Origin of the sequence: Fontisphaera persica (genome assembly GCF_024832785.1) — a bacterium.
In the GTDB taxonomy this organism is placed as follows: Bacteria; Verrucomicrobiota; Verrucomicrobiia; order Limisphaerales; family Fontisphaeraceae; genus Fontisphaera; species Fontisphaera persica.
Window position 1 is genome coordinate 3500032 of the sequence record NZ_CP116615.1, and the last position, 17739, is coordinate 3517770.

Below are 17739 nucleotides of genomic sequence, written 5' to 3' on the forward strand. Positions count from 1 at the left end.
ATGGCTTCCGCCATGCGCTTATTTGGCTTTAACCCCGCAAAATCAAAGGGTTTTAGGATTTATAAAAAGCAATGGGGCCTATTGCCGTGCGCGTCCCGCACGCAAAACTGGTACGGATTTGACCAGTAGCTGGTAAGTTTTATCCCGTCAGGCGCCACCGGCCGCCGGGGGCGGTTTGGGGGCCTGTGCCCCGTGGCCGCGTCCCAACTTGACCTCCAGATGCAGTTCGCGCAACTGGCGCGGCTCGGCGGCGCTGGGGGAGTTGGTCATCAAGCATGTCCCTTTGGCGGTCTTGGGGAAGGCAATGACATCCCGAATGCTGGAAGTGCCGCAGAGGATGGCAATCAACCGGTCAAACCCAAGCGCAATCCCCCCATGCGGCGGCGCTCCGTAACGGAAGGCCTCCAGCATGTACCCAAACCGGGCTTGGGCAATGTCGGGCGGGATTTGCAGAATGTCCTCAAAAATCGTTTTTTGCACATCCGGCTGGTGGATACGGATGCTGCCGCCGCCCAGTTCCACGCCATTGACCACCACATCGTAATGCTGGCCGCGGACTTGTTTGGGGTCGGTTTTCAATAATGGAATATCTTCCGCCACCGGCGCGGTGAACGGATGATGGCTGGAGTACCACCGGTTTTGCTCCTTGTCGAAGCTCAACAACGGGAAATCCACCACCCAGAGGAAGTCAAAGCGGTCTGCCGGAATGCTGAGCCGCCCCATTTGTTTGAGCAATTCAGCGGCGTACAACCGTAATTTGCCCAAAATTTCACAAGAGGCCAGCCACGGACCGGCGGCAAAGAGAATCAGGTCGCCTTCCTCGATGCCCAAACGTGCCTGAAGCGCCTCCTTCTCGGCCGGCGTGAAAAACTTGACGATGGGCGATTTCCACTCGCCGCCTTCGACTTTAATAAATGCCAGGCCCTTGGCGCCCATGCTTTTGGCCAGCTCGGTAAAAGCATCCATCTGCCCCTGGGTGGCACAGGCCAAACCCTTGGCGTTGAGGGCTTTAACCACCCCCCCATCCGCCACGGCCTGGCTGAAAACTTTGAAACTGCTGCCACGGAAGACATCGGTTAAATCCGCCAATTCCAACGCAAAGCGGGTATCCGGTTTGTCAATGCCCCAGCGGTTCAACGCCTCCACAAAGGGGATGCGCGGGAAGGGGGTGGGTATGTCCATGCCCAGCGCCACCTTCCAAATCCGCTTCAATAGCCCCTCAATCAGCCGGTAAATGTCCTCGCGCTCGATGAAAGACATCTCCAAATCTATCTGGGTGAACTCCGGCTGGCGGTCTGCCCGTAAATCTTCGTCGCGGAAGCACTTGGCCAGTTGGAAATAGCGCTCAATGCCGGCCACCATCAGGATTTGTTTGAACTGCTGCGGCGACTGCGGCAGGGCGTAGAACTGGCCGGGGTTGGTGCGGCTGGGCACCAGAAATTCGCGGGCGCCCTCCGGGGTGCTTTTGAACAGCATGGGCGTTTCAATTTCCAAAAAGCCCTGCTCGTCAAAATATTGCCGCGTGGCGGTGGCCACTTGATGGCGCAGGCGCAAATTGCGCAGCATCTCCGGCCGCCGCAAATCCAGATAGCGGTATTTCAACCGCAATTCCTCATTTACCTTGGAGGCCGCCTCCGGGTCATCCACCGGGAATGGCAGCACCTCGGCATGATTCAGCACCGCCAGCTCCCGCGCCATGACCTCCACCTCGCCGGTGGCGATTTTCGGGTTGGCTGTGCCTTCGGGGCGCACGCGCACGGTGCCGGTGACCTGCACCACCGATTCCGGCCGCAACGTGGCCGCCTGCTCGAAGACCGCAGGGGAAAGGTCCGAGGGGTCAAAAACCACCTGCGTGCGGCCCTCGCGGTCGCGGATGTCGAGAAAAATAACACCACCGAGGTCCCGGCGCGAGTGCACCCAGCCCGTCAAGGTGACCGTCAGCCCGGCGTGTTCCCGCCGCAGCTCATTGCAATGATGCGTCCGTTTCATGTCGCTAAGATTGCGCGGCGTTGCTGCGCAACATACAAAACGCCGGATGCTGGCTTGAATACGACCTTTTTTCAAAGAAAAAAATAGGGCCGGGTGGGAAAGACTGGGTGAGATCATGACCCCCGTGGTTAAGATCAACGTGTTGAGTGCACGCCGCAAGGATGAGCTGCTGCACCTCCTCCGGAGGAGGTGCAGCAGCGGCGCGCCCCATCTGCTATCCTCCCGGCGTGCACACCACCTACTTTGAATTGTACCGTATGCGCACCCACCGCCATTGGTTGCGACAAAAACTCGTCGCCTTCGCCAAAACCCACGGCATCAAAGCCGCCGTCCGCGAGTTCGGCTGTTCCCGCAACACCGTCCGTAAATGGCTCCGACGCCACGTGCCCGGCAAGCCCTCCTCCCTCCAAGAACACAGCCGCCGCCCACGACGCTCCCCCCGCCGTATCCCCTCCGGCCTCGAAGGCCAAATCGTCAAACTCCGCCACCAAACCGGCTTCGGCGCCGAACGCCTCCAGCGCGAATCCGCCCTCCCTGCAGCCACAACGCCATCGCCCGCGTCCTCCGCCAACACCATCTCCTCCGCCCACGCAAAAGAAACCCGCCACCAAAAACTCCTCCGCGCCCTCAAACGGAACTGGCCACTCTTCTCCCAACTCTCCGCCGATACCAAGTATTTACAGGACATTCCCCATTACTGGCCCCAAATGAACCGCCTCCACCTCCCCGCTTCCAATACACCGTCCGCGAACCAGTCTCCGGCGCCTGCTTCACCGGCTACGCCGACGAACTCTCCAAATCCTACGCCACCCTCCTGGCCACACAACTCTCCGCCCACCTCGCCGCCCACGGCGTCAACCTCACCACCCTGGTCTGGCAAACCGACAACGGCAGTGAATTCCAAGTCAACCAACACCACCAAGGCCTCCCCGCCACCGTCCGCGCCCTCGGCTCCGACCACCGCTTCATCCCTCCCAAACGCTACACCTGGCAAAGCGACGTCGAAACCGTCCACCGCCTGGTCGAAGACGAATTCTTCGACCGCGAAACCTTCTCCAGCCCCCAAGACTTTTGGGCCAAAATCACCACCTACTGGCTGTACTTCAACCTCGTCCGCCCCAACCGCGGCAAAGAATGGCAAAGCCCACTCCAAATCCTCAACGCCAAGGCCCCAGCCCTCGCCGGGGCCCTAATCCACTGGCTCCCCTCAACCTCTCCCAACCCCACCATCCCGACTTGCCTCCACCCCTCCACCGGGGTCATGATCTCACCCAGCTTTCCCTAAAAATAGGGCCGGGGAATCGCGCTTGCCTCACCGGCTGGCGGCCTTGCATCCTTGGCGCATGATTGCCGGCGCAAACGCCCTTCCCGAAACGGTGGTGCGACAAATCCCGCCACCGCCGCAGCTCCAGCCGCCCGAGGACGCCTGGGCGGCGGCGGACATCATCCAGATTGCCGCCTTCCGGCCGGAGAGCAGCGACCATCGGCCTGCGACCACCCTGCGCCTGCTGCATGATGGCGAGCATTTGTATGGGCGCTTCACCGTGCAGGATTATTACGTGCGCAGCCGGCACACCCAGTTTGGGGACCCGGTGTACCGCGACAGTTGCGTGGAAATCTTCCTGCAACCCCGCCCGGACCGCGGTTACTTCAATTTTGAATTCAACGCCGGTGGCACGATGATGTGTTGTTACATCACCAACCCCGAGCGGGTGGGCGCCACTTTCAAAGAATACCGCAAATGGCGGCCCGAGGATGCGCGCGGCCTGCAAATCCATGCCTCGCTGCCGCCCGTGGTGGAGCCGGAGCAGGTGGGTCCGCTGACCTGGTGGCTGACGTTTGCCCTGCCGGTGCGGTTATTGGAGCCTTTTGTGGGGCCGCTCGGGCCGCTGGCCGGCCAGTGCTGGCGCATGAATGCCTACAAATGCGGCAACGAAACCTCCCATCCGCACTGGGCCGCCTGGGCGCCGGTGGACGCGCTGAACTTCCATTTGCCCCGCTGCTTTGGGAAAATGCACTGGGGTGGATAAAAACTTGTCCCGGACCTCAGAGCGGGGGGATGAGCAAGGCCTACACGCTGGCCCAAAAGTCACCGAGGGCGAGCCGGCGGAAAGCCAAGGAGGGAGCTTCGCCTTTTATTTGCCGATGCAAAACTGGCTGAAGATGGCATCCAGCAGGTCTTCGGTGGCGGTTTGGCCGGTGATTTCGCCCACCGTGTTGACGGCGATGCGCAAGTCAAGGGCCACACATTCGAGCGAGGCATCCGCCTGCAGGGCCTGCTGGGCGTTGGCGGTGGCCTCCAGGGCCCGGCGCAAGGCATCCTGATGGCGTGCGTTAATCATGACTTCCAGCATTTCGGCCTGTACCTCTCCGCCCCACACCAGATTCTTGATGGCCTCTTTCAGCGCTTCGACGCCGGTCCCCGTCAGGCAACACACGGCCACGACGGGCGCAGGAAAATCGGCCGGCAGCGACCATTGGGCCGGCAAATCGCTTTTGTTGCACACAATGACGCGCGGGCGGCCCGCCAGCTCCGTCAGATGCCGCTGGTCAAGTGGCGTGAGCGGCTCGGACACGTCCAGCACGTGCAACACCAGCTCCGCGCGGCGCAACGCCTCCTGGCTCCGGCGCACGCCTTCTGCTTCGATGGCATCGGCGGCCTCCCGCAGGCCGGCGGTGTCCACAAACACCACCGGCAGGCCGCGGATGTTGGCGGTTTCCTCGATGGTGTCCCGCGTGGTACCGGCCACGGGCGAGACAATGGCGCGGTCATGGCCAAGCAACAGATTCAGCAGCGAGGATTTGCCCACATTGGGACGGCCCACGATGGCGGCGCGAATGCCCTGCCGCAGCAGTCGGCCTTCGCGGGCGGTGCGCAGCAGCTCCTGCATGAATGCCGGGCCGCCTCGAGGCGCGCGCCCAGTTGCTCGCGGCTGTCGGGCGCAATGTCCTCCTCCGGAAAATCAAGGTGCGCTTCGATGTGGGCCAGGGTGTGGAGCAAATCCTGCCGCAGTTGGCGGATGCGCTGGGCCAGTTTGCCGGCCAGTTGCTCCTGCGCCGCCGTCAGCGCCAGCTCGGTGCGGGCGTGGATGACGTCCGCCACCGCCTCGGCCTGGGTCAAGTCCAGCCGGCCATTAAGAAAGGCCCGGCGGGTGAACTCGCCCGGATGCGCCAGCCGGGCGCCGGCCGCCAGCAAAGTTTCCAGCGCCAGCCGGGCAGCGAGCAAACCGCCGTGGCAGGAGATTTCCACCACATCTTCGCCGGTGTAAGTCCGCGGGGCGCGCATGACCGCCAGGAGCACTTCGTCCACGCGCCGGCCTTCGCGCCGCAGCTCGCCATAGTGCAGCGTATGGGTGGGAGCTTCCAGGGGGCGCTGGGAGCTGCGGCCGCGAGGGACGAAGCATTGGTCCGCAATCGCCAGCGCTCGTGGCCCGGAAAGTCGCAGCACGGCCAGCCCCCCCTCGCCCAGAGGGGTGGAAATGGCCGCGATGGTGTCGTCAAAAACCATGGCAATTCGCCCGCTTCCCTTCCCCCGCCGGCGGGGCGGTGGGAAAGGAGCCGGACCTGCGCCGGAAAAAACCGGGCTGATTAGCGGCGGCTGGTGGCGTACCAGTCGCGCACGCGCACTTCAATCTCCTTTTCGCCGGCCAGCAATTCCTTGAAACGATTCAAATCCGTGCCCCGGCAATGGTAGGGATAGACCACGCGCGGACGAAAGGCCTTGACGGCATCGGCAGCCTGCTCGGGGGTCATGGTGTAGGGCAGATTCATGCACAGGAAAGCCACGTCAATGTTTTTCAAGGCCCGCATTTCCGGAATGTCCTCGGTATCGCCGCTGAGGTACAGGCGTTTGCCGCCCAGGGTGAGGACGTATCCGTTGCCCCGGCCCTTGGGATGAAATTTCTGCCGGTCTTCTGCGAGGTTATAAGCGGCCACCGCCTCCACCAACAACCCGCCCACCGTGGCCGACTGGCCGTTGGTGAGGGAGGTGACGCGCGAGCGCCAGGCCTCGGGCAGTTGCGCCGTGACCGCCGGGGGCGCCACGAACAAGGTTTTGTCATTCACCACCGCCTGCAGCGTGGAAAGCTGCAGGTGGTCCCCGTGGATATCAGTGAGCAGTACGAGGCTGGGCGCAGGCAAATTGGTGAACAAGGCCGCGCCGCCCACCGGGTCCACATAAACGGTGTGCTCCTTCCAACGCAAGGCCAGCGTGGCATGTTGCAAGGGTTGAATGAGAACTTCGCCACCCTCGGCCGGCAGGCGGTCCGGCGGCGGCGGTGGCGCGGCGGTGGCGGGTGCGACCCACAAGGCCGCCATGAGAGCCAGGGTGAGACAGGCATTGCGCCCGTTGCCCAATGAGGTCAAGTTCCACGCTTTCATACACCCAAGACCATGCCTCATTTTTGGCATTATTCAATCTTTTCCCTCGCGGTGGCCGACAGGCGCCCACCCCCTGAGGGTGGTTCCTTTCCCCTTCAAAAACGTGCTGGAGAGTGGCCGATTTTGCGTTACACTGGGCGGCATGACAGCGATACCACGACGCTCCTTTTTGCGGTGGACGGGCAGCGCCGCCCTCCTGGGAACTCTCCTGCCGGCCTCGGCCATGGAGCCGCTCCAGCGTCCGGGGCGTCCCCGCCTCATTCCCAGCCTGGCCGCGTATTCGTTCCGCAACTATTTTCAAAAACCCGGCCAGCCGCGGAGTCTGGACATGTTTGGCTTCGTGGATTACTGCGCCGAGCAAGGGCTGCCGGCGGCGGAGGTGACCAGTTATTATTTTCCCCGGCCGGTCACCCGCGAATACTTGTTGCGGCTGCGGCGCCATGCCTTCCTGCGCGGCGTGGCCTTGAGCGGCACCGCGGTGGGCAATAACTTTGCCCGGCCCAAGGGCGAGGCCCTGCAAAAGGAAATTGCCAGCGTGAAGGAATGGATTGATTACGCCGCCATCCTGGGCGCGCCGCACATCCGCATTTTTGCCGGGCCGGCGCCCAAGGAAATTCCGCTGGCGGAGGCCACCCGCAACTGCCTTGAGGCCATTGAGGAATGTTGCGCCTATGCGGGCGAAAAAGGCGTGATGTTGGGCCTGGAAAACCACGGCGGCATCGTCACCACCGCCGAGCAGTTGCTGGCCCTGGTCAAGGCCGTGCGGAGTCCCTGGTTTGGAGTGAACCTGGACACCGGCAATTTCACCAGCGAAGACCCCTATGCCGAGCTGGCCGCCTGTGCCCCCTATGCGGTGAATGTCCAAATCAAGGTGGAAGTGCGCCGCCAAGGCGCCCCCAAGCCGGAGCCGGCCGACTTGCCGCGGCTGGTGCGGATTTTGCGCGAGGCCAATTATCAAGGTTACGTGGCCCTGGAATACGAGGCCGCCGAGGACCCCTGGGACGCCGTGCCCCGCTGGTTGAAGGCCATGCAAGCGGCCCTGGCGTCATGAAGCCGGACAGCGGCCATGGGCCGGCGCCGCATCCCGCGCCATGATACGGCTCCACATGATGCCCGCCTGCGGCGAACGCCTGCTGCGATTTGCAGGCGACCGCGCGCGTTTTGAATTGCTCTGTGAACCCGCGCCGCCGCCGGCCGGCTGGCGGGGCATGTTGCGCACCAACCTGGGCCGCGGCGAGATGTTGCGCGAGGAAATTATCAACGCCCACTTCCAGCCGCTGCCGCTGGCGGGGGCTTCCTGGCGGGACATCCCCATGACCCCTACGGCGCGCGGCTGGGAGCTGGAATTGCCGCTGCTCGAGACCGGCTATTTCCAGGCCAAGGCCTATGCGTTGGATGCGCAGCACCGCCAGCATTGGCCGCCCGGCTTGAATGTGGGGCTGAGCGTGCATCCGGATGATTGCCGCACCGGCAACATCATTTATTGCGCCTTCACCCGGCTCTATGGCCACACCCGTCATCTGTCCCGGGCGCGGGACGAGGCGCTTGAAGAACGCTTGCGGCTTCTGGACGAGCAGGGTTACGCCGTCATTCCGCCCTCCGGCAAGCTGCGAGATTTGACCCGGCTGTTGCCCCATATCTTTGAGACCCTGGGCTGCCGGGTGTTGCAGTTGCTGCCCATCAACCCCACGCCCACCACCTATGCGCGCTTTGGCCGGTTTGGCAGCCCCTATGCCTGCCAGGACCTGACCGCCATAGACCCGGCCCTGGTGGAGTTCGACCGGCGGACCACGGCGCTGGACCAGTTTCAGGAGCTGGTGGCAGGCGTGCATCGTTACGGAGGCAAGCTTTTTCTGGACCTCGTCATCAATCATACCGGCTGGGGCGCCACCCTCCTCAATGAACATCCTGAATGGTACCGCCGCGAGCCGGACGGCGAGTTTGCCAGCCCGGGCGCCTGGGGCAACATCTGGCGCGACCTGGTGGAGCTGGACCAAAGCCATCCCGCCCTGTGGGATACGCTGGCCGAGGCGTTTTTAACCTGGTGCCGCCGCGGGGTGGACGGTTTCCGGTGCGATGCCGGCTACAAGGTGCCTCTGCCAGTCTGGCAGCACATCACCGCCCGCGTGCGCCAGGAATACCCGGACACAATCTTCCTGCTCGAAGGCCTGGGCGGCTCCTGGGAGGCCACCGAACTGCTGCTCACTGAAGGCGGCATGCAATGGGCGTATTCCGAGTTGTTTCAGAACTACTCGGGGCGCGAGGTCTCCAGTTATCTGGATTATGCGCTCCGGCAATCCGAGCGGGTGGGGCTTTACACCCACTACAGCGAAACCCATGACAACAACCGTCTGGCCGCGCGCGGCCGGGCCTGGTCCTTGTTGCGCAACCGCCTCTGCGCCCTCACCAGCGTGTGCGGCGGATTTGGTTTCACCGGCGGCGTGGAATGGCTGGCCGAGGAAAAAATCAACGTGCATCAATGCGCCGGCCTGAACTGGGGCGCGCCCGAGAATCTGGTGCAGGAACTGGCCGCCCTGAACCGCCTGCTGCGGCAGCATCCGTGTTTCTTCGACGGCGCCCGCCTGGAACGCTTGAGCGAGCCGGAGTCCCCGGTTTTTGCCCTGCGCCGGATTTCCGCCGAGGGCGGCGATGAAGTACTGGTGCTGGTGAACACGGATGCGGAGCAAAGTCACTCCGTGCATTTGCGGCTGCCGCAAAAACTGGGCGGCACGCCCCTGGTGGATTTGCTGGGGCAAACACCCCCCATGGTCTTTTTCCGGCCTGACGGCCACGCCGTATTCACCCTGGAGCCGGCGGCGGTTTTTTGCCTGGCGGCCACGCCGCATCCGGTGGGTTTGCATGGCGACGAGTACCGCCGCCTGCGCGCCGCGGCGGCGTGGGCGTTGCGCGCCATCGCGCATCACGTGCCCATCGAGGCCATTGGCCCCTGCGACTGGCCCATGCTCGCGCTGATTGCCCGCCGCCAGCCCTGGGATTTCCTGGGCTGCCTGCACCGCTTGGATGCCGCGCAGACGGCCCGGCATTTGCTGGCCGCCCTGAATCAGGCGCGCGCGGGCCTTTATTATCCGCGCGTGGTGGTGTGGCAGGAAGCCGATGCGCGCCGCATTACGATGATTCCCTCGGGCCACTGGCTGGCCGTGCGCGAAGCCGCGCCGTTTCGTGCCCAACTGAGTTTTGGCGGCGCCCAGCGTCCGGTCAATGTGGCTTCCGTGGAAACCGACCAGGGGCACGTGGCCGCCTTCCCGCCGCAGGCCTTTGACGGCGAAGCGCGACTGCGCCTGGAGCGTCCCGCTCAAACACCACCCGTCCTCACCGCCACGCTGCGCTTCCTGCCGGCCGAGCCGCCACCGCCGGTGTATGAGGCCGCCCGGCTCAAGGCAGTGCCCTCACCGCTGCATTTGCCCATGGTGCTGCTGACCAACCGCGGCGGCGCCATGGCCCGGCTGGCCGTGGATTTGGGCAACCTCAAAAGCAAATATGACGCCGTGCTGGCCGCCAACCTCCACCCCACCATGCCGGTGGACCGGCACGTGCTCGTCAAGCGCCTGCGGTTATGGGTCAACGCGGATGGTTTCATTACGCCGCTCAACGCCGCCAATTTGCTGGAGTTTCATCCCGGCCCGCCGGCCCGCTGGCGGTTTGTGGCACATGCCGGCGATGGGCGCAGCCTGGAACTGGAACTGACGGCCCTCATGGCCGAGGGCAAAAACACCCTCTGGTTCAAACTCAGCCGCCCGGCCCGGCTCCCCGCGCTGGGACAGCCCCTGCCGCCCCAATGCCAGGTGAGCGTGACCGCCCGCTTTGACCTGGAGGACCGCAATTTTCACTGGGAAACCAAGCACACCCCCGGGGCCGAACACCACTTCACGGCGCATCACCGGCCGCTGCGCCGGCCGGCCGGGTTTGTCTTTGAGCCTGACCCCCGGCGTCGGCTTTGTGTGGTCACGGACCGTGGTCTGTACCATCCCCAGGGCGAATGGTCCCATAACCTCCCGCACTGGGTGGAACAAAGCCGCGGCATGGAAGGCTGGGGCGATGCCTACAGCCCGGGCTGGTTTGAAATTCCGCTGGCGGCGGGCGAGCACGCCACGCTGGCCTGTTCCGCCGAGCCTCATTTTGAAACGGGCCGGCTCCGTTTCCCCGCGGTGCCCCGCCGCCTGCCTCCACCGCGGACTTTTGAGCAAACGCTGCGGACGGCCGTGGAAGCCTTCCTGGCCCGGCGTGAACAAGGTTGGACTCTGATTGCCGGGTATCCCTGGTTTTTGGATTGGAGCCGGGATGCCTTGATTGGTGCGCGGGGACTGCTGGCCAGTGGTTATGTGGAGGAGGTTTCCTCCATGCTCAGCGAGCTGGGCCGGTGGGAGGAGCGCGGCACCCTGCCCAACGCCTTTTATGGGGGCGACGGCTCCAATCGCGACACCAGCGACGCCCCGCTGTGGTGGGCGCTGGTGGCCGAGGAATTGGCCGCCTTCCTTCAGGCCCGCCGCCCGGGACGCCGCCAAGCCGTTGCTTTTTATGACCAGAAGGTGGCCGATGACCGCCGCACGTATCGCGAAGTTTTAATTTCCATCGCGGAGCACTACCTGGCGGGCACGCCCAATGGCATTCAGGTGGACCCCGCTTCGGCACTGGTCTGGAGTCCCGCGCATTTTACGTGGATGGATACCAATCATCCGGCGGCCACACCGCGCGAAGGGTATCCCATCGAAATCCAGGTGCTGTGGGTACGCTTGCTGCGGCATCTGGAGCGACTGGGCTGCACACGCCAGGGCGAAACTTACGGCAGCCTGGCCGCCCGGGCGCAACATGCGCTGGAAACTTTCTATTGGCAGGAAGACTTGGGCTGGTGGGCGGACACCTTGCTGGCCCCGGCAGGCCAGCCAGCCCGCCAGGCGGTGCCCGACCGCTGCCTCCGTCCCAATGCCCTGTTCGGCATCACCCTGGGCGTTTTTACGGGCGAACGCGCGCGCCGTTACCTGACGGCGGTGCAACGCCACCTTTTGGTACCCGGCGCCGTGCGCTCCCTGGCGCCCTTGCCCGCCGACCCTCCACTGCCCGTGCGCGCGGCGGACGGCCGGCTCTTGAATCATCCCGAGCAGCCTTATTGGGGCCGTTACGAAGGCGATGAAGACACCCGGCGCAAACCCGCCTACCACAACGGCACGGCCTGGACCTGGCTGCTGCCGGTCTATGCCGAGGCCCTGGCGCGGGCTTATGAGTTGGAAGCCGAGGCCGTGGCAGCGGCCCGCGGTTGTCTGGCCAGCTTGAACGACCGCCTGACCGCCGGATGCCTGGGACACCTGCCGGAAATTGTGGACGGAGACGCCCCCCATCAAGAACGCGGCTGTGACGCCCAAGCCTGGAGCGCCACCGAAGCCCTGCGCGTCTGGCTCTGGCTGGAAAGCCTGCGCCCAAAAACCAGAACCAGCCGGCGGCCTCAAAGCGCCGGCGGAAAACCCAGGACGCGCCGGCCTTCGCGCCGCAGTTGACCCCGGGCAATGGCGGCAATGCAGGCCGGGTAAAGCTCGCGCTCGGCCACTTGAATCCGCGCATGGAGGGAAGCCGGGGTGTCCTCATCCAACACCGGCACAACACGCTGGCCAATGACCGGGCCGGTGTCCACTCCTTGGTCCACAAAATGCACCGTGCAACCAGTGACCTTGACGCCGTACTCCAAGGCTTGTTTCCAGGCTTCCAAGCCCGGAAAAGCCGGCAACAAACTGGGATGAATGTTCACCACCCGCCCCTCAAACGCCTTGAGAAACGGCCCCTTCAGGATGCGCATAAAACCTGCCAGCACCACCAAATCCACCCGCGCCTCCTGCAGACGGGCGATGTAACGGGCCTCAGTTTCCTCATCCAGCTTGGTGCGGAATTTGCCCGGCGGCAAGTACTCCGCGGGGATGCCCCGCTGGCGTGCCAGCTCAAGAATGCCTGCATTTTCCACGTCGCTCAGCACCAGCACGGGCTGGGCCGGAACCCGGCCCGCCGCACAGGCATCAGCAATGGCGGCGAAATTGGAGCCTTTGCCCGAGCCGAGCACTCCCAGGCGAAAACTGGCGGCGGCAGCTTGCGTTTGCATGCGCCTTCTTTAGCCCGGAGCCGCCCCCATGAGCAAGCAGGAAGGGAAGGCCGGAGCAAGGGCGGGCGAAGTCAAAAATGAATTTGATGTTTTTCCGCTCCCCCTTGGCCAGACTCAGGTTGACACTGAACGCGCACACAGCAGTGCGCCGAATAATTCCCCTCTCCCTCTGGGAGAGAGCTGTCAAAGTCTATTACTGAAATGAGTGTATTTCCCTCTCCCCGCGGGCGAGGGTCAGGGTGAGGGTGACTTAGCGCAGGCGTGCCGCCGTAGCGCAGGCGTCCTCGTCCCGCAAAGCGGGATTCAGCCTGCGTCCCGCAGGCCAAAGGGGGGCCACAGGGTTAGGGCAGGATAATCCGCGCAACTATAATTTCCCCCTCTCCCCTTGGGAAAGGGCTAGGGTGAGGGGCCTCTTCTCCCTCTTCGTTCCCTTTGTTTCCTTCTGTTCAAAATTTGTGTCCATTCGTGTTCATTCGTGGTTAGTGTTTTCCCCTTTCTCGCGCTCTGCCCCCTTTTCCCTCCACCCCATCGTGGAAAAAGGCTAAGGTGAGGGTGTGTAGCGCAGGCGTCCTCGCCTGCGGGTTCACGGAGCCTCCCGGCTCCGTGACTACAAAACTGCCGCGGTCATGCCGACTCGCTTACAAGCACAGTGCCACACGTCAACCTATCATTCGTCGTAGCGCAGGCGTCCACGTCCTGCGAAGCGGGATTCAGCCTCCGTCCCGCAGGCCGGAGGCAACGAATTGAGATGAGAACATCTATGGGGTTTCTATTCTTACTTTCCCTCCTCGCCTGCATTGAGCAAACGCAGATAATGAATAATTCGAGGCACATTAACTATTTTCCCTCTCCCCCCGGGAGAAGGTCAGGGTGAGAGCATGTAGCGCAGGCGTCCCCGCCTGCGGGTTCACGGAGCCTCCCGGCTCCGTGATTGCTGAATTGCCAACGTAAAGAGGAAACGCTCGGAAACAACAAACCGTGCGCCAATCTTTCCTGTGCCGTAACGAAGGTAAGCACGCATCGTAAGGTTGGAATAAGCCTGCGAGACGCAGGCGGTACTCGCAGGCGGGACGCCTGCGCTACATGGGGTACGCCTACGCTACGACACCGCTCCTATGGCCTAAGTGAGGCAAGCCAAAAGCCGATTTGGGGGTGAGTGAGGGCTTGAAGGCATGGGGGATTTGGGGGATATTGGGCACGAGGTCAGCCACAAGATGCAGGTGAATGAAGCCATAGGTGCGTTGGCAATCGTGGAGGAGAAGAATTGTCCCGCAGTGTATGGGCCAATGGGTGCGGTGCGCACGCACGTGTGGGGGGTGGATTTGTCGGGGACGACACACGGGGCGTATTCGGCTTCGAGGGGTTTTGAAACTGGGTGGGTGCAAGCTGTCGGTCTCGGGGAGCGCACGCGTCCCGCGTGCAGACTTCGGCGTCCCGCCGAAGAGGAGTCATTGCTCCAAGAGACTATCGCATCCACATCACAAAGTGCGCCACAATACAAATACGGCCCGTTTGGCGACCTTCTTCGTGCCACGGGCTCCCCGGCCCAGACGTTCAATCATCTCTTCTCCACCAAATACTTTGACTGGGAAACCAGCCTGTACTACTACGGCCACCGCTACTACTTCTCCAACCACGCCCGCTGGCCAAACAGAGACTCGTTGCAGGAAGCAGGAGGAATCAACCTCTACGGCTTCGTTCAGAACAATCCGGTGGATTATGTGGACACAGACGGGCGAGGAATCTTCAAGCTTCCTCCAATTGAAATTCCGTGGCCGAAACTTCCTCCGATTGAAGTCCCTTGGCCCAAGATCCCGCCATTCCCGTGGCCGAAGCCGAAGCTGCCGCCAGTAAATCCACCGAACTCAGTTCGATGCGCGGGTTACTTGCCCTTCATCGGTTCAACGTGCGACGGGGGAAAGCCTGATTCGTATCCGGCTGGAGCATACAAGTGCTGCAAGGATTTCATGGACGAGTATAAGTGCTCGGACAAAGTCCAGTGCGTTGCGAACTGTCTTCAAGCGGCCGAGGTCAATTGCCAAACGGAGGAGTCGTGCGACAACCGTAACGACTGTCGAAAGAAAGCTCACGTGGACTGTTATTCCAAGTGCCAATTTATCCCCGTGAAAGGAGTGCCAGCATCATGCATAGCGATTGGCTTGACCGGGCTTTGAGCATCATGGCGAGAGCGCTGCTGTTCATCGTCAAATCGCTCTGCTTGTTCGTCCCGACGTTTTTGGTTGTTTACGTCCTCGGGACGATTCTGCTGACTGCGTGCTTTGGCATCTTGACCGGAACACCCCATTTGATATTGTCACGAGATTTGTCGGGCATTCCGTTCATCTGGTATGCATTTGGCATGGCATGGCGCTTGGCAATCATTGCCTCGGCATTGGTGTGGATGCTGGCAACGCTATTTGCTGCAATCGGCAAGCAGCACAAAAGCTTTCTCGCATGGCTTGCGTTTATGCTCATCGTGGGTGTCCTGGTCGGCGGTCTTTCAGCACTTCCCGTTCTTTCTGCCGGAGCGTCTGAATTGAATGGACTGGACGGCTCACGCATTGTTGTCGCGTATCTCCTGTGCTTCGCCGCCGTAGGAGCTTTCGCCTGCGGTGTTCTCTCAGCACTCTGGTATTTTGCGTATCACAAATGGTTTTCCTTAAATCCAGATTCCGGCTGTCCCGCACAAACGGTGTAAGGAAATCAGCCGTGCTCAGGCTGCAGTGAAGTTAAGTCGGCCACCCAGGCGTGCGCCCCGGCTGCGGCGTCGGATTGGGGAGACTGGGGTTGCAACGGTGTTGATGAGGATGCAAATACGGCTACCACGACAAGTTGATAAGCGAGTTTGCCGCGGAAAGGGCAGCCGGACCACGGCGGCTACGCTACCCGCGCCCAAGCGCAAGCGGACGCCTTTGCCTACTTTGAAACCGATTCCAACCGCACGCGGCTCCACAGCGCGCTCGGCTACCAATCCCCTGTGGACTTTGAGAACCAAATCAACTCCATACAACCCATGTGCACCCCTTATTCCGGTTGTCCAACAAACCGGGGCAAGCCCAAACGGGTATGACTCGCGCGAAATATCCCTGCCACAATCTGTTTTTACTGCCTACGCCGCGAGCGGACTGATGCAGTCTTAAACTTTGAAGGCTTACTCAAAACTGGTGGCCACGCCAGCCTTGCTGCGTTCCTGGAGCCATTTGCGATAGTCTTCCTCGGTGTCCACCACCACATAACCGGCCATTTTGGCATGGCCGTTGCCGCACAATTGAGCGCAGGTGATCATGTACCGCCCCACCCGCGTTGGGGTGAACTGGGTGGTGGTGGGGACGCCCGGAATGGCATCCTGGGTGGTGCGAAAAGCCACCACTTTGAAGCTGTGAATCACGTCCTTGCTGGTCAGCCGGATGACCACCGGCTTGCCGACCGGCACGTGCATTTCACCCATGGGCGGGGTGATGTCGTCCTTGGCGGCGGGGTCTTTTTCGTCGTACCCCAGGGGATTGCTGGGAGACACCAAGCTGATGTCCTGCCGGCCAAAAACACCATCCGGGCCGGGATACCGAAAGTTCCATTGGAATTGTTCGGCTGTGACGCGCACCTGGGTGACGTCACCGCCGGTGGGCAGGTTTTTGGGGTCCGTCAGCTTGGCCCACATGGGCAGCGCGAAAGCCAGCAGTATGAGGGTTTCAATGCCGGCCACCACCAGCTCGAGGTATTTCGGCGCGTTGGTTTGCGCGCCCAGGTGATTGGCTTTCGGGGTTTTGGTCTGGCGGAAGCGCAGGAGGACGTAAATGAAATACGCGCCCCAGCCGATGAACAGCACCAGCATGAGCCAGTGCAGATAATTAATCAGGCGGTCCACGTCCTGGCCGTGTTGCGAGGCCAGGGGGGGCATGGGCACCAGATTGGCAAACAGCAACAAGTTCATGGTTGCGGGGAGTGGGAAGCGGAAACCGCTGATTCCACCACGCGGGCTTCGGCAGCAGCCCGGCGCGAAAGATAGATGAAGAAACCCGCCAGCCAGCCCAGCACCAACAGCACCAGCCCCAGCAGGGCAAAGATGCCCATGTTCAGGCCCTCGGCCAGTTTGGAGTCGGACTTGCCAAAGCACGTGGCGCAGGCGGCCGCCGTTTGCGGCCAGTTCAGCCAGCACAGCAGCGCCAACAACGATAATCGCGCCCAGGTAACTCGCGTCTTCATTGGATGCCCTTCATCTTGCGCCAAAAATAAATCACGTAGCCAAACAGGACGATGCCCGACAACGCCGAGCCGCCGCCGTACACGGCAAAGGCGGTTTCGCCCGTCTTAAGGTAGATATTGAATGCCCAGGCCGCAAGGCCCAGGGTCAGGAGAAACGCGGCGGTGATGAAAAAGATATGGAGGGCTTTGAGGGGCATAAGGGCGCTAGAACAGGTAAAACAACGGGAAAACAATCAGCCACACAAAATCCACAAAGTGCCAGTACACCACCGAGCATTCGATGCGATTGGTGAACCGCTCCGGCTCGGTGAACCACATGCGGCGGCCCGGGCCCCACAGGTAAAACATGACGATGATGCCGCCAATCACGTGCAGGGCATGCAACCCCGTCAGGGCATAGTAGATGGCGAAATAACTGCTATGGGCGGGCGCATAGGCAGTCATGCGGAAGATGTCGCTTACCGCGATTTTCAGCGGCTCGGCATGGCCGCCCGCGGCCACGTCCGGATACAAGGTGATTTCCTGCACGCCCTTGGCCTTGAGTTGCTTGTGGGTCAGCAGCCACGGGTTGCCCTCCAAATGGCCGGTGATGCTGCGCCGCCCCGGAAACACCCCCGGCTCCTTCAGCCATTGCTCATGATGCGGATGGGCGGCGGCAAGTTTCTCTGCGGCCTGGTCCGTCAGCCACACTTCATAGTGAATGAACTTCTGGCGGTACTCCACGCCCTTGATGCAGAGAAAGACCACCGCGCAGAGCAAGGTCAGGCCCTGGTAGAGCTTGAACTTGTCAAATTGTTTGAGCTTGAGCGCCGTCCAGCCCATGACCACCAGGATGCTGGAGGAAATGAGGATGGCGGTGTTCATCGTGCCCATCGCCAGGCTCATCATGCGCGTGGGCCAGAAATCCGCGCCCGTCCGCAAGGCGGCATACGACGAAAACAGCGCGCCAAACAACATCACCTCCGAGGCGATAAACATCCAGATGCCCAGCTTGCCGTTGTACAAGCCGGTCTCGCGCCGGGGCGTCACTGTGTAGGGAATTTCCATGGCGGCCGAGGACATAG

The 17739-nt window shown here is 62.3% G+C and carries 13 protein-coding genes and 1 pseudogene; 6 read left to right on the forward strand and 8 right to left on the reverse strand.

The genetic code is table 11. The features are described 5' to 3' along the window. Positions 1–147 precede the first annotated feature (147 nt). On the reverse strand, positions 148–1989 hold the full coding sequence (aspS, locus tag NXS98_RS13120; RefSeq protein ID WP_283845464.1) for an aspartate--tRNA ligase: 1842 nt from the start codon (positions 1987–1989) through the stop codon (positions 148–150). A gap of 367 nt (positions 1990–2356) precedes the next feature. Here aspS and NXS98_RS13125 point away from each other — a divergent pair, with 367 nt between their 5' ends. Together NXS98_RS13125 and NXS98_RS13130 are read left to right on the forward strand one after the other, a co-directional pair. Next, a complete protein-coding gene (locus tag NXS98_RS13125) occupies positions 2357–3274 on the forward strand; it encodes a hypothetical protein (RefSeq protein ID WP_283845465.1) in 918 nt (305 codons plus the stop codon). A 58-nt stretch (positions 3275–3332) separates the two neighbouring features. Continuing rightward, the gene (locus NXS98_RS13130) at positions 3333–4019 is read left to right on the forward strand and encodes a carbohydrate-binding family 9-like protein (protein ID WP_283845466.1); all 687 of its coding nucleotides are present in this window, start codon (positions 3333–3335) and stop codon (positions 4017–4019) included. A gap of 105 nt (positions 4020–4124) precedes the next feature. On the opposite strand, the pseudogene mnmE reads toward NXS98_RS13130, so the two are convergent. Both mnmE and NXS98_RS13145 read right to left on the reverse strand, forming a co-directional pair. Continuing rightward, positions 4125–5497, reverse strand: a pseudogene (gene mnmE / locus NXS98_RS17815) (tRNA uridine-5-carboxymethylaminomethyl(34) synthesis GTPase MnmE). A gap of 80 nt (positions 5498–5577) precedes the next feature. Further along, positions 5578–6369: an MBL fold metallo-hydrolase gene (locus tag NXS98_RS13145; RefSeq protein WP_283845470.1), complete on the reverse strand. Its 792-nt coding sequence runs from the start codon at positions 6367–6369 to the stop codon at positions 5578–5580. Positions 6370–6511: 142 nt separating this feature from the next. Between NXS98_RS13145 and NXS98_RS13150 the strand changes: the two genes are divergently transcribed. Next, positions 6512–7420, forward strand: coding sequence for a sugar phosphate isomerase/epimerase family protein (locus tag NXS98_RS13150; RefSeq protein WP_283845471.1), 909 nt, complete (start codon positions 6512–6514; stop codon positions 7418–7420). 55 nt (positions 7421–7475) lie between these two features. Then, positions 7476–11879: an amylo-alpha-1,6-glucosidase gene (locus NXS98_RS13155; protein WP_283845472.1), complete on the forward strand. Its 4404-nt coding sequence runs from the start codon at positions 7476–7478 to the stop codon at positions 11877–11879. On the opposite strand, the gene purN is transcribed toward NXS98_RS13155, so the two are convergent. Further along, a complete protein-coding gene (purN, locus tag NXS98_RS13160; protein WP_283845473.1) occupies positions 11828–12472 on the reverse strand; it encodes a phosphoribosylglycinamide formyltransferase in 645 nt (214 codons plus the stop codon). The genes NXS98_RS13155 and purN overlap by 52 nt on opposite strands. Positions 12473–13758: 1286 nt before the next feature. Between purN and NXS98_RS17980 the strand changes: the two genes are divergently transcribed. Together NXS98_RS17980 and NXS98_RS13165 are read left to right on the forward strand one after the other, a co-directional pair. Then, positions 13759–14646, forward strand: a complete 888-nt coding sequence (locus NXS98_RS17980; protein ID WP_425499958.1) for an RHS repeat-associated core domain-containing protein — start codon at positions 13759–13761, stop codon at positions 14644–14646. Further along, entirely contained in the window at positions 14616–15170 is a 555-nt protein-coding gene (locus NXS98_RS13165) for a hypothetical protein (RefSeq protein WP_283845474.1), read from the forward strand. The genes NXS98_RS17980 and NXS98_RS13165 overlap by 31 nt, the downstream gene beginning before the upstream one ends. A 453-nt stretch (positions 15171–15623) precedes the next feature. On the opposite strand, the gene NXS98_RS13170 is transcribed toward NXS98_RS13165, so the two are convergent. From NXS98_RS13170 to NXS98_RS13185, 4 genes are read right to left on the reverse strand one after another with little or no spacing between them, the layout of a single operon-like run. After that, on the reverse strand, positions 15624–16403 hold the full coding sequence (locus NXS98_RS13170) for a cytochrome c oxidase subunit II (protein ID WP_283845475.1): 780 nt from the start codon (positions 16401–16403) through the stop codon (positions 15624–15626). After that, positions 16400–16675 (reverse strand): hypothetical protein, encoded by a 276-nt coding sequence (locus tag NXS98_RS13175; RefSeq protein ID WP_283845476.1) that lies wholly within the window; start codon positions 16673–16675, stop codon positions 16400–16402. The genes NXS98_RS13170 and NXS98_RS13175 overlap by 4 nt, the downstream gene beginning before the upstream one ends. Continuing rightward, positions 16672–16872 carry a hypothetical protein gene (locus NXS98_RS13180; RefSeq protein WP_283845477.1) on the reverse strand — a complete coding sequence of 67 codons (201 nt, stop codon included), beginning with the start codon at positions 16870–16872 and terminating at the stop codon, positions 16672–16674. Before NXS98_RS13180 ends, NXS98_RS13175 begins: the two co-directional genes overlap by 4 nt. Before the next feature lie 7 nt (positions 16873–16879). Further along, the gene (locus tag NXS98_RS13185) at positions 16880–17737 is read right to left on the reverse strand and encodes a cytochrome c oxidase subunit 3 (RefSeq protein ID WP_283845478.1); all 858 of its coding nucleotides are present in this window, start codon (positions 17735–17737) and stop codon (positions 16880–16882) included. Positions 17738–17739 lie beyond the last annotated feature (2 nt).

What these genes read in the sequence shown, in the direction of transcription:
- NXS98_RS13180 (WP_283845477.1), bottom strand. Translation starts at nt 16,872, where the DNA reads ATGCCCCTCAAAGCCCTCCATATCTTTTTCATCACCGCCGCGTTTCTC.
- NXS98_RS13185 (WP_283845478.1), bottom strand. Translation starts at nt 17,737, where the DNA reads ATGTCCTCGGCCGCCATGGAAATTCCCTACACAGTGACGCCCCGGCGC.
- NXS98_RS13125 (WP_283845465.1), top strand. Translation starts at nt 2,357, where the DNA reads ATGGCTCCGACGCCACGTGCCCGGCAAGCCCTCCTCCCTCCAAGAACA.
- NXS98_RS13175 (WP_283845476.1), bottom strand. Translation starts at nt 16,675, where the DNA reads ATGAAGACGCGAGTTACCTGGGCGCGATTATCGTTGTTGGCGCTGCTG.
- aspS (WP_283845464.1), bottom strand. Translation starts at nt 1,989, where the DNA reads ATGAAACGGACGCATCATTGCAATGAGCTGCGGCGGGAACACGCCGGG.
- NXS98_RS13130 (WP_283845466.1), top strand. Translation starts at nt 3,333, where the DNA reads ATGATTGCCGGCGCAAACGCCCTTCCCGAAACGGTGGTGCGACAAATC.
- NXS98_RS13145 (WP_283845470.1), bottom strand. Translation starts at nt 6,369, where the DNA reads ATGAAAGCGTGGAACTTGACCTCATTGGGCAACGGGCGCAATGCCTGT.
- purN (WP_283845473.1), bottom strand. Translation starts at nt 12,472, where the DNA reads ATGCAAACGCAAGCTGCCGCCGCCAGTTTTCGCCTGGGAGTGCTCGGC.
- NXS98_RS13170 (WP_283845475.1), bottom strand. Translation starts at nt 16,403, where the DNA reads ATGAACTTGTTGCTGTTTGCCAATCTGGTGCCCATGCCCCCCCTGGCC.
- NXS98_RS13155 (WP_283845472.1), top strand. Translation starts at nt 7,476, where the DNA reads ATGATGCCCGCCTGCGGCGAACGCCTGCTGCGATTTGCAGGCGACCGC.
- NXS98_RS13165 (WP_283845474.1), top strand. Translation starts at nt 14,616, where the DNA reads ATGCATAGCGATTGGCTTGACCGGGCTTTGAGCATCATGGCGAGAGCG.
- NXS98_RS17980 (WP_425499958.1), top strand. Translation starts at nt 13,759, where the DNA reads ATGGGTGCGGTGCGCACGCACGTGTGGGGGGTGGATTTGTCGGGGACG.
- NXS98_RS13150 (WP_283845471.1), top strand. Translation starts at nt 6,512, where the DNA reads ATGACAGCGATACCACGACGCTCCTTTTTGCGGTGGACGGGCAGCGCC.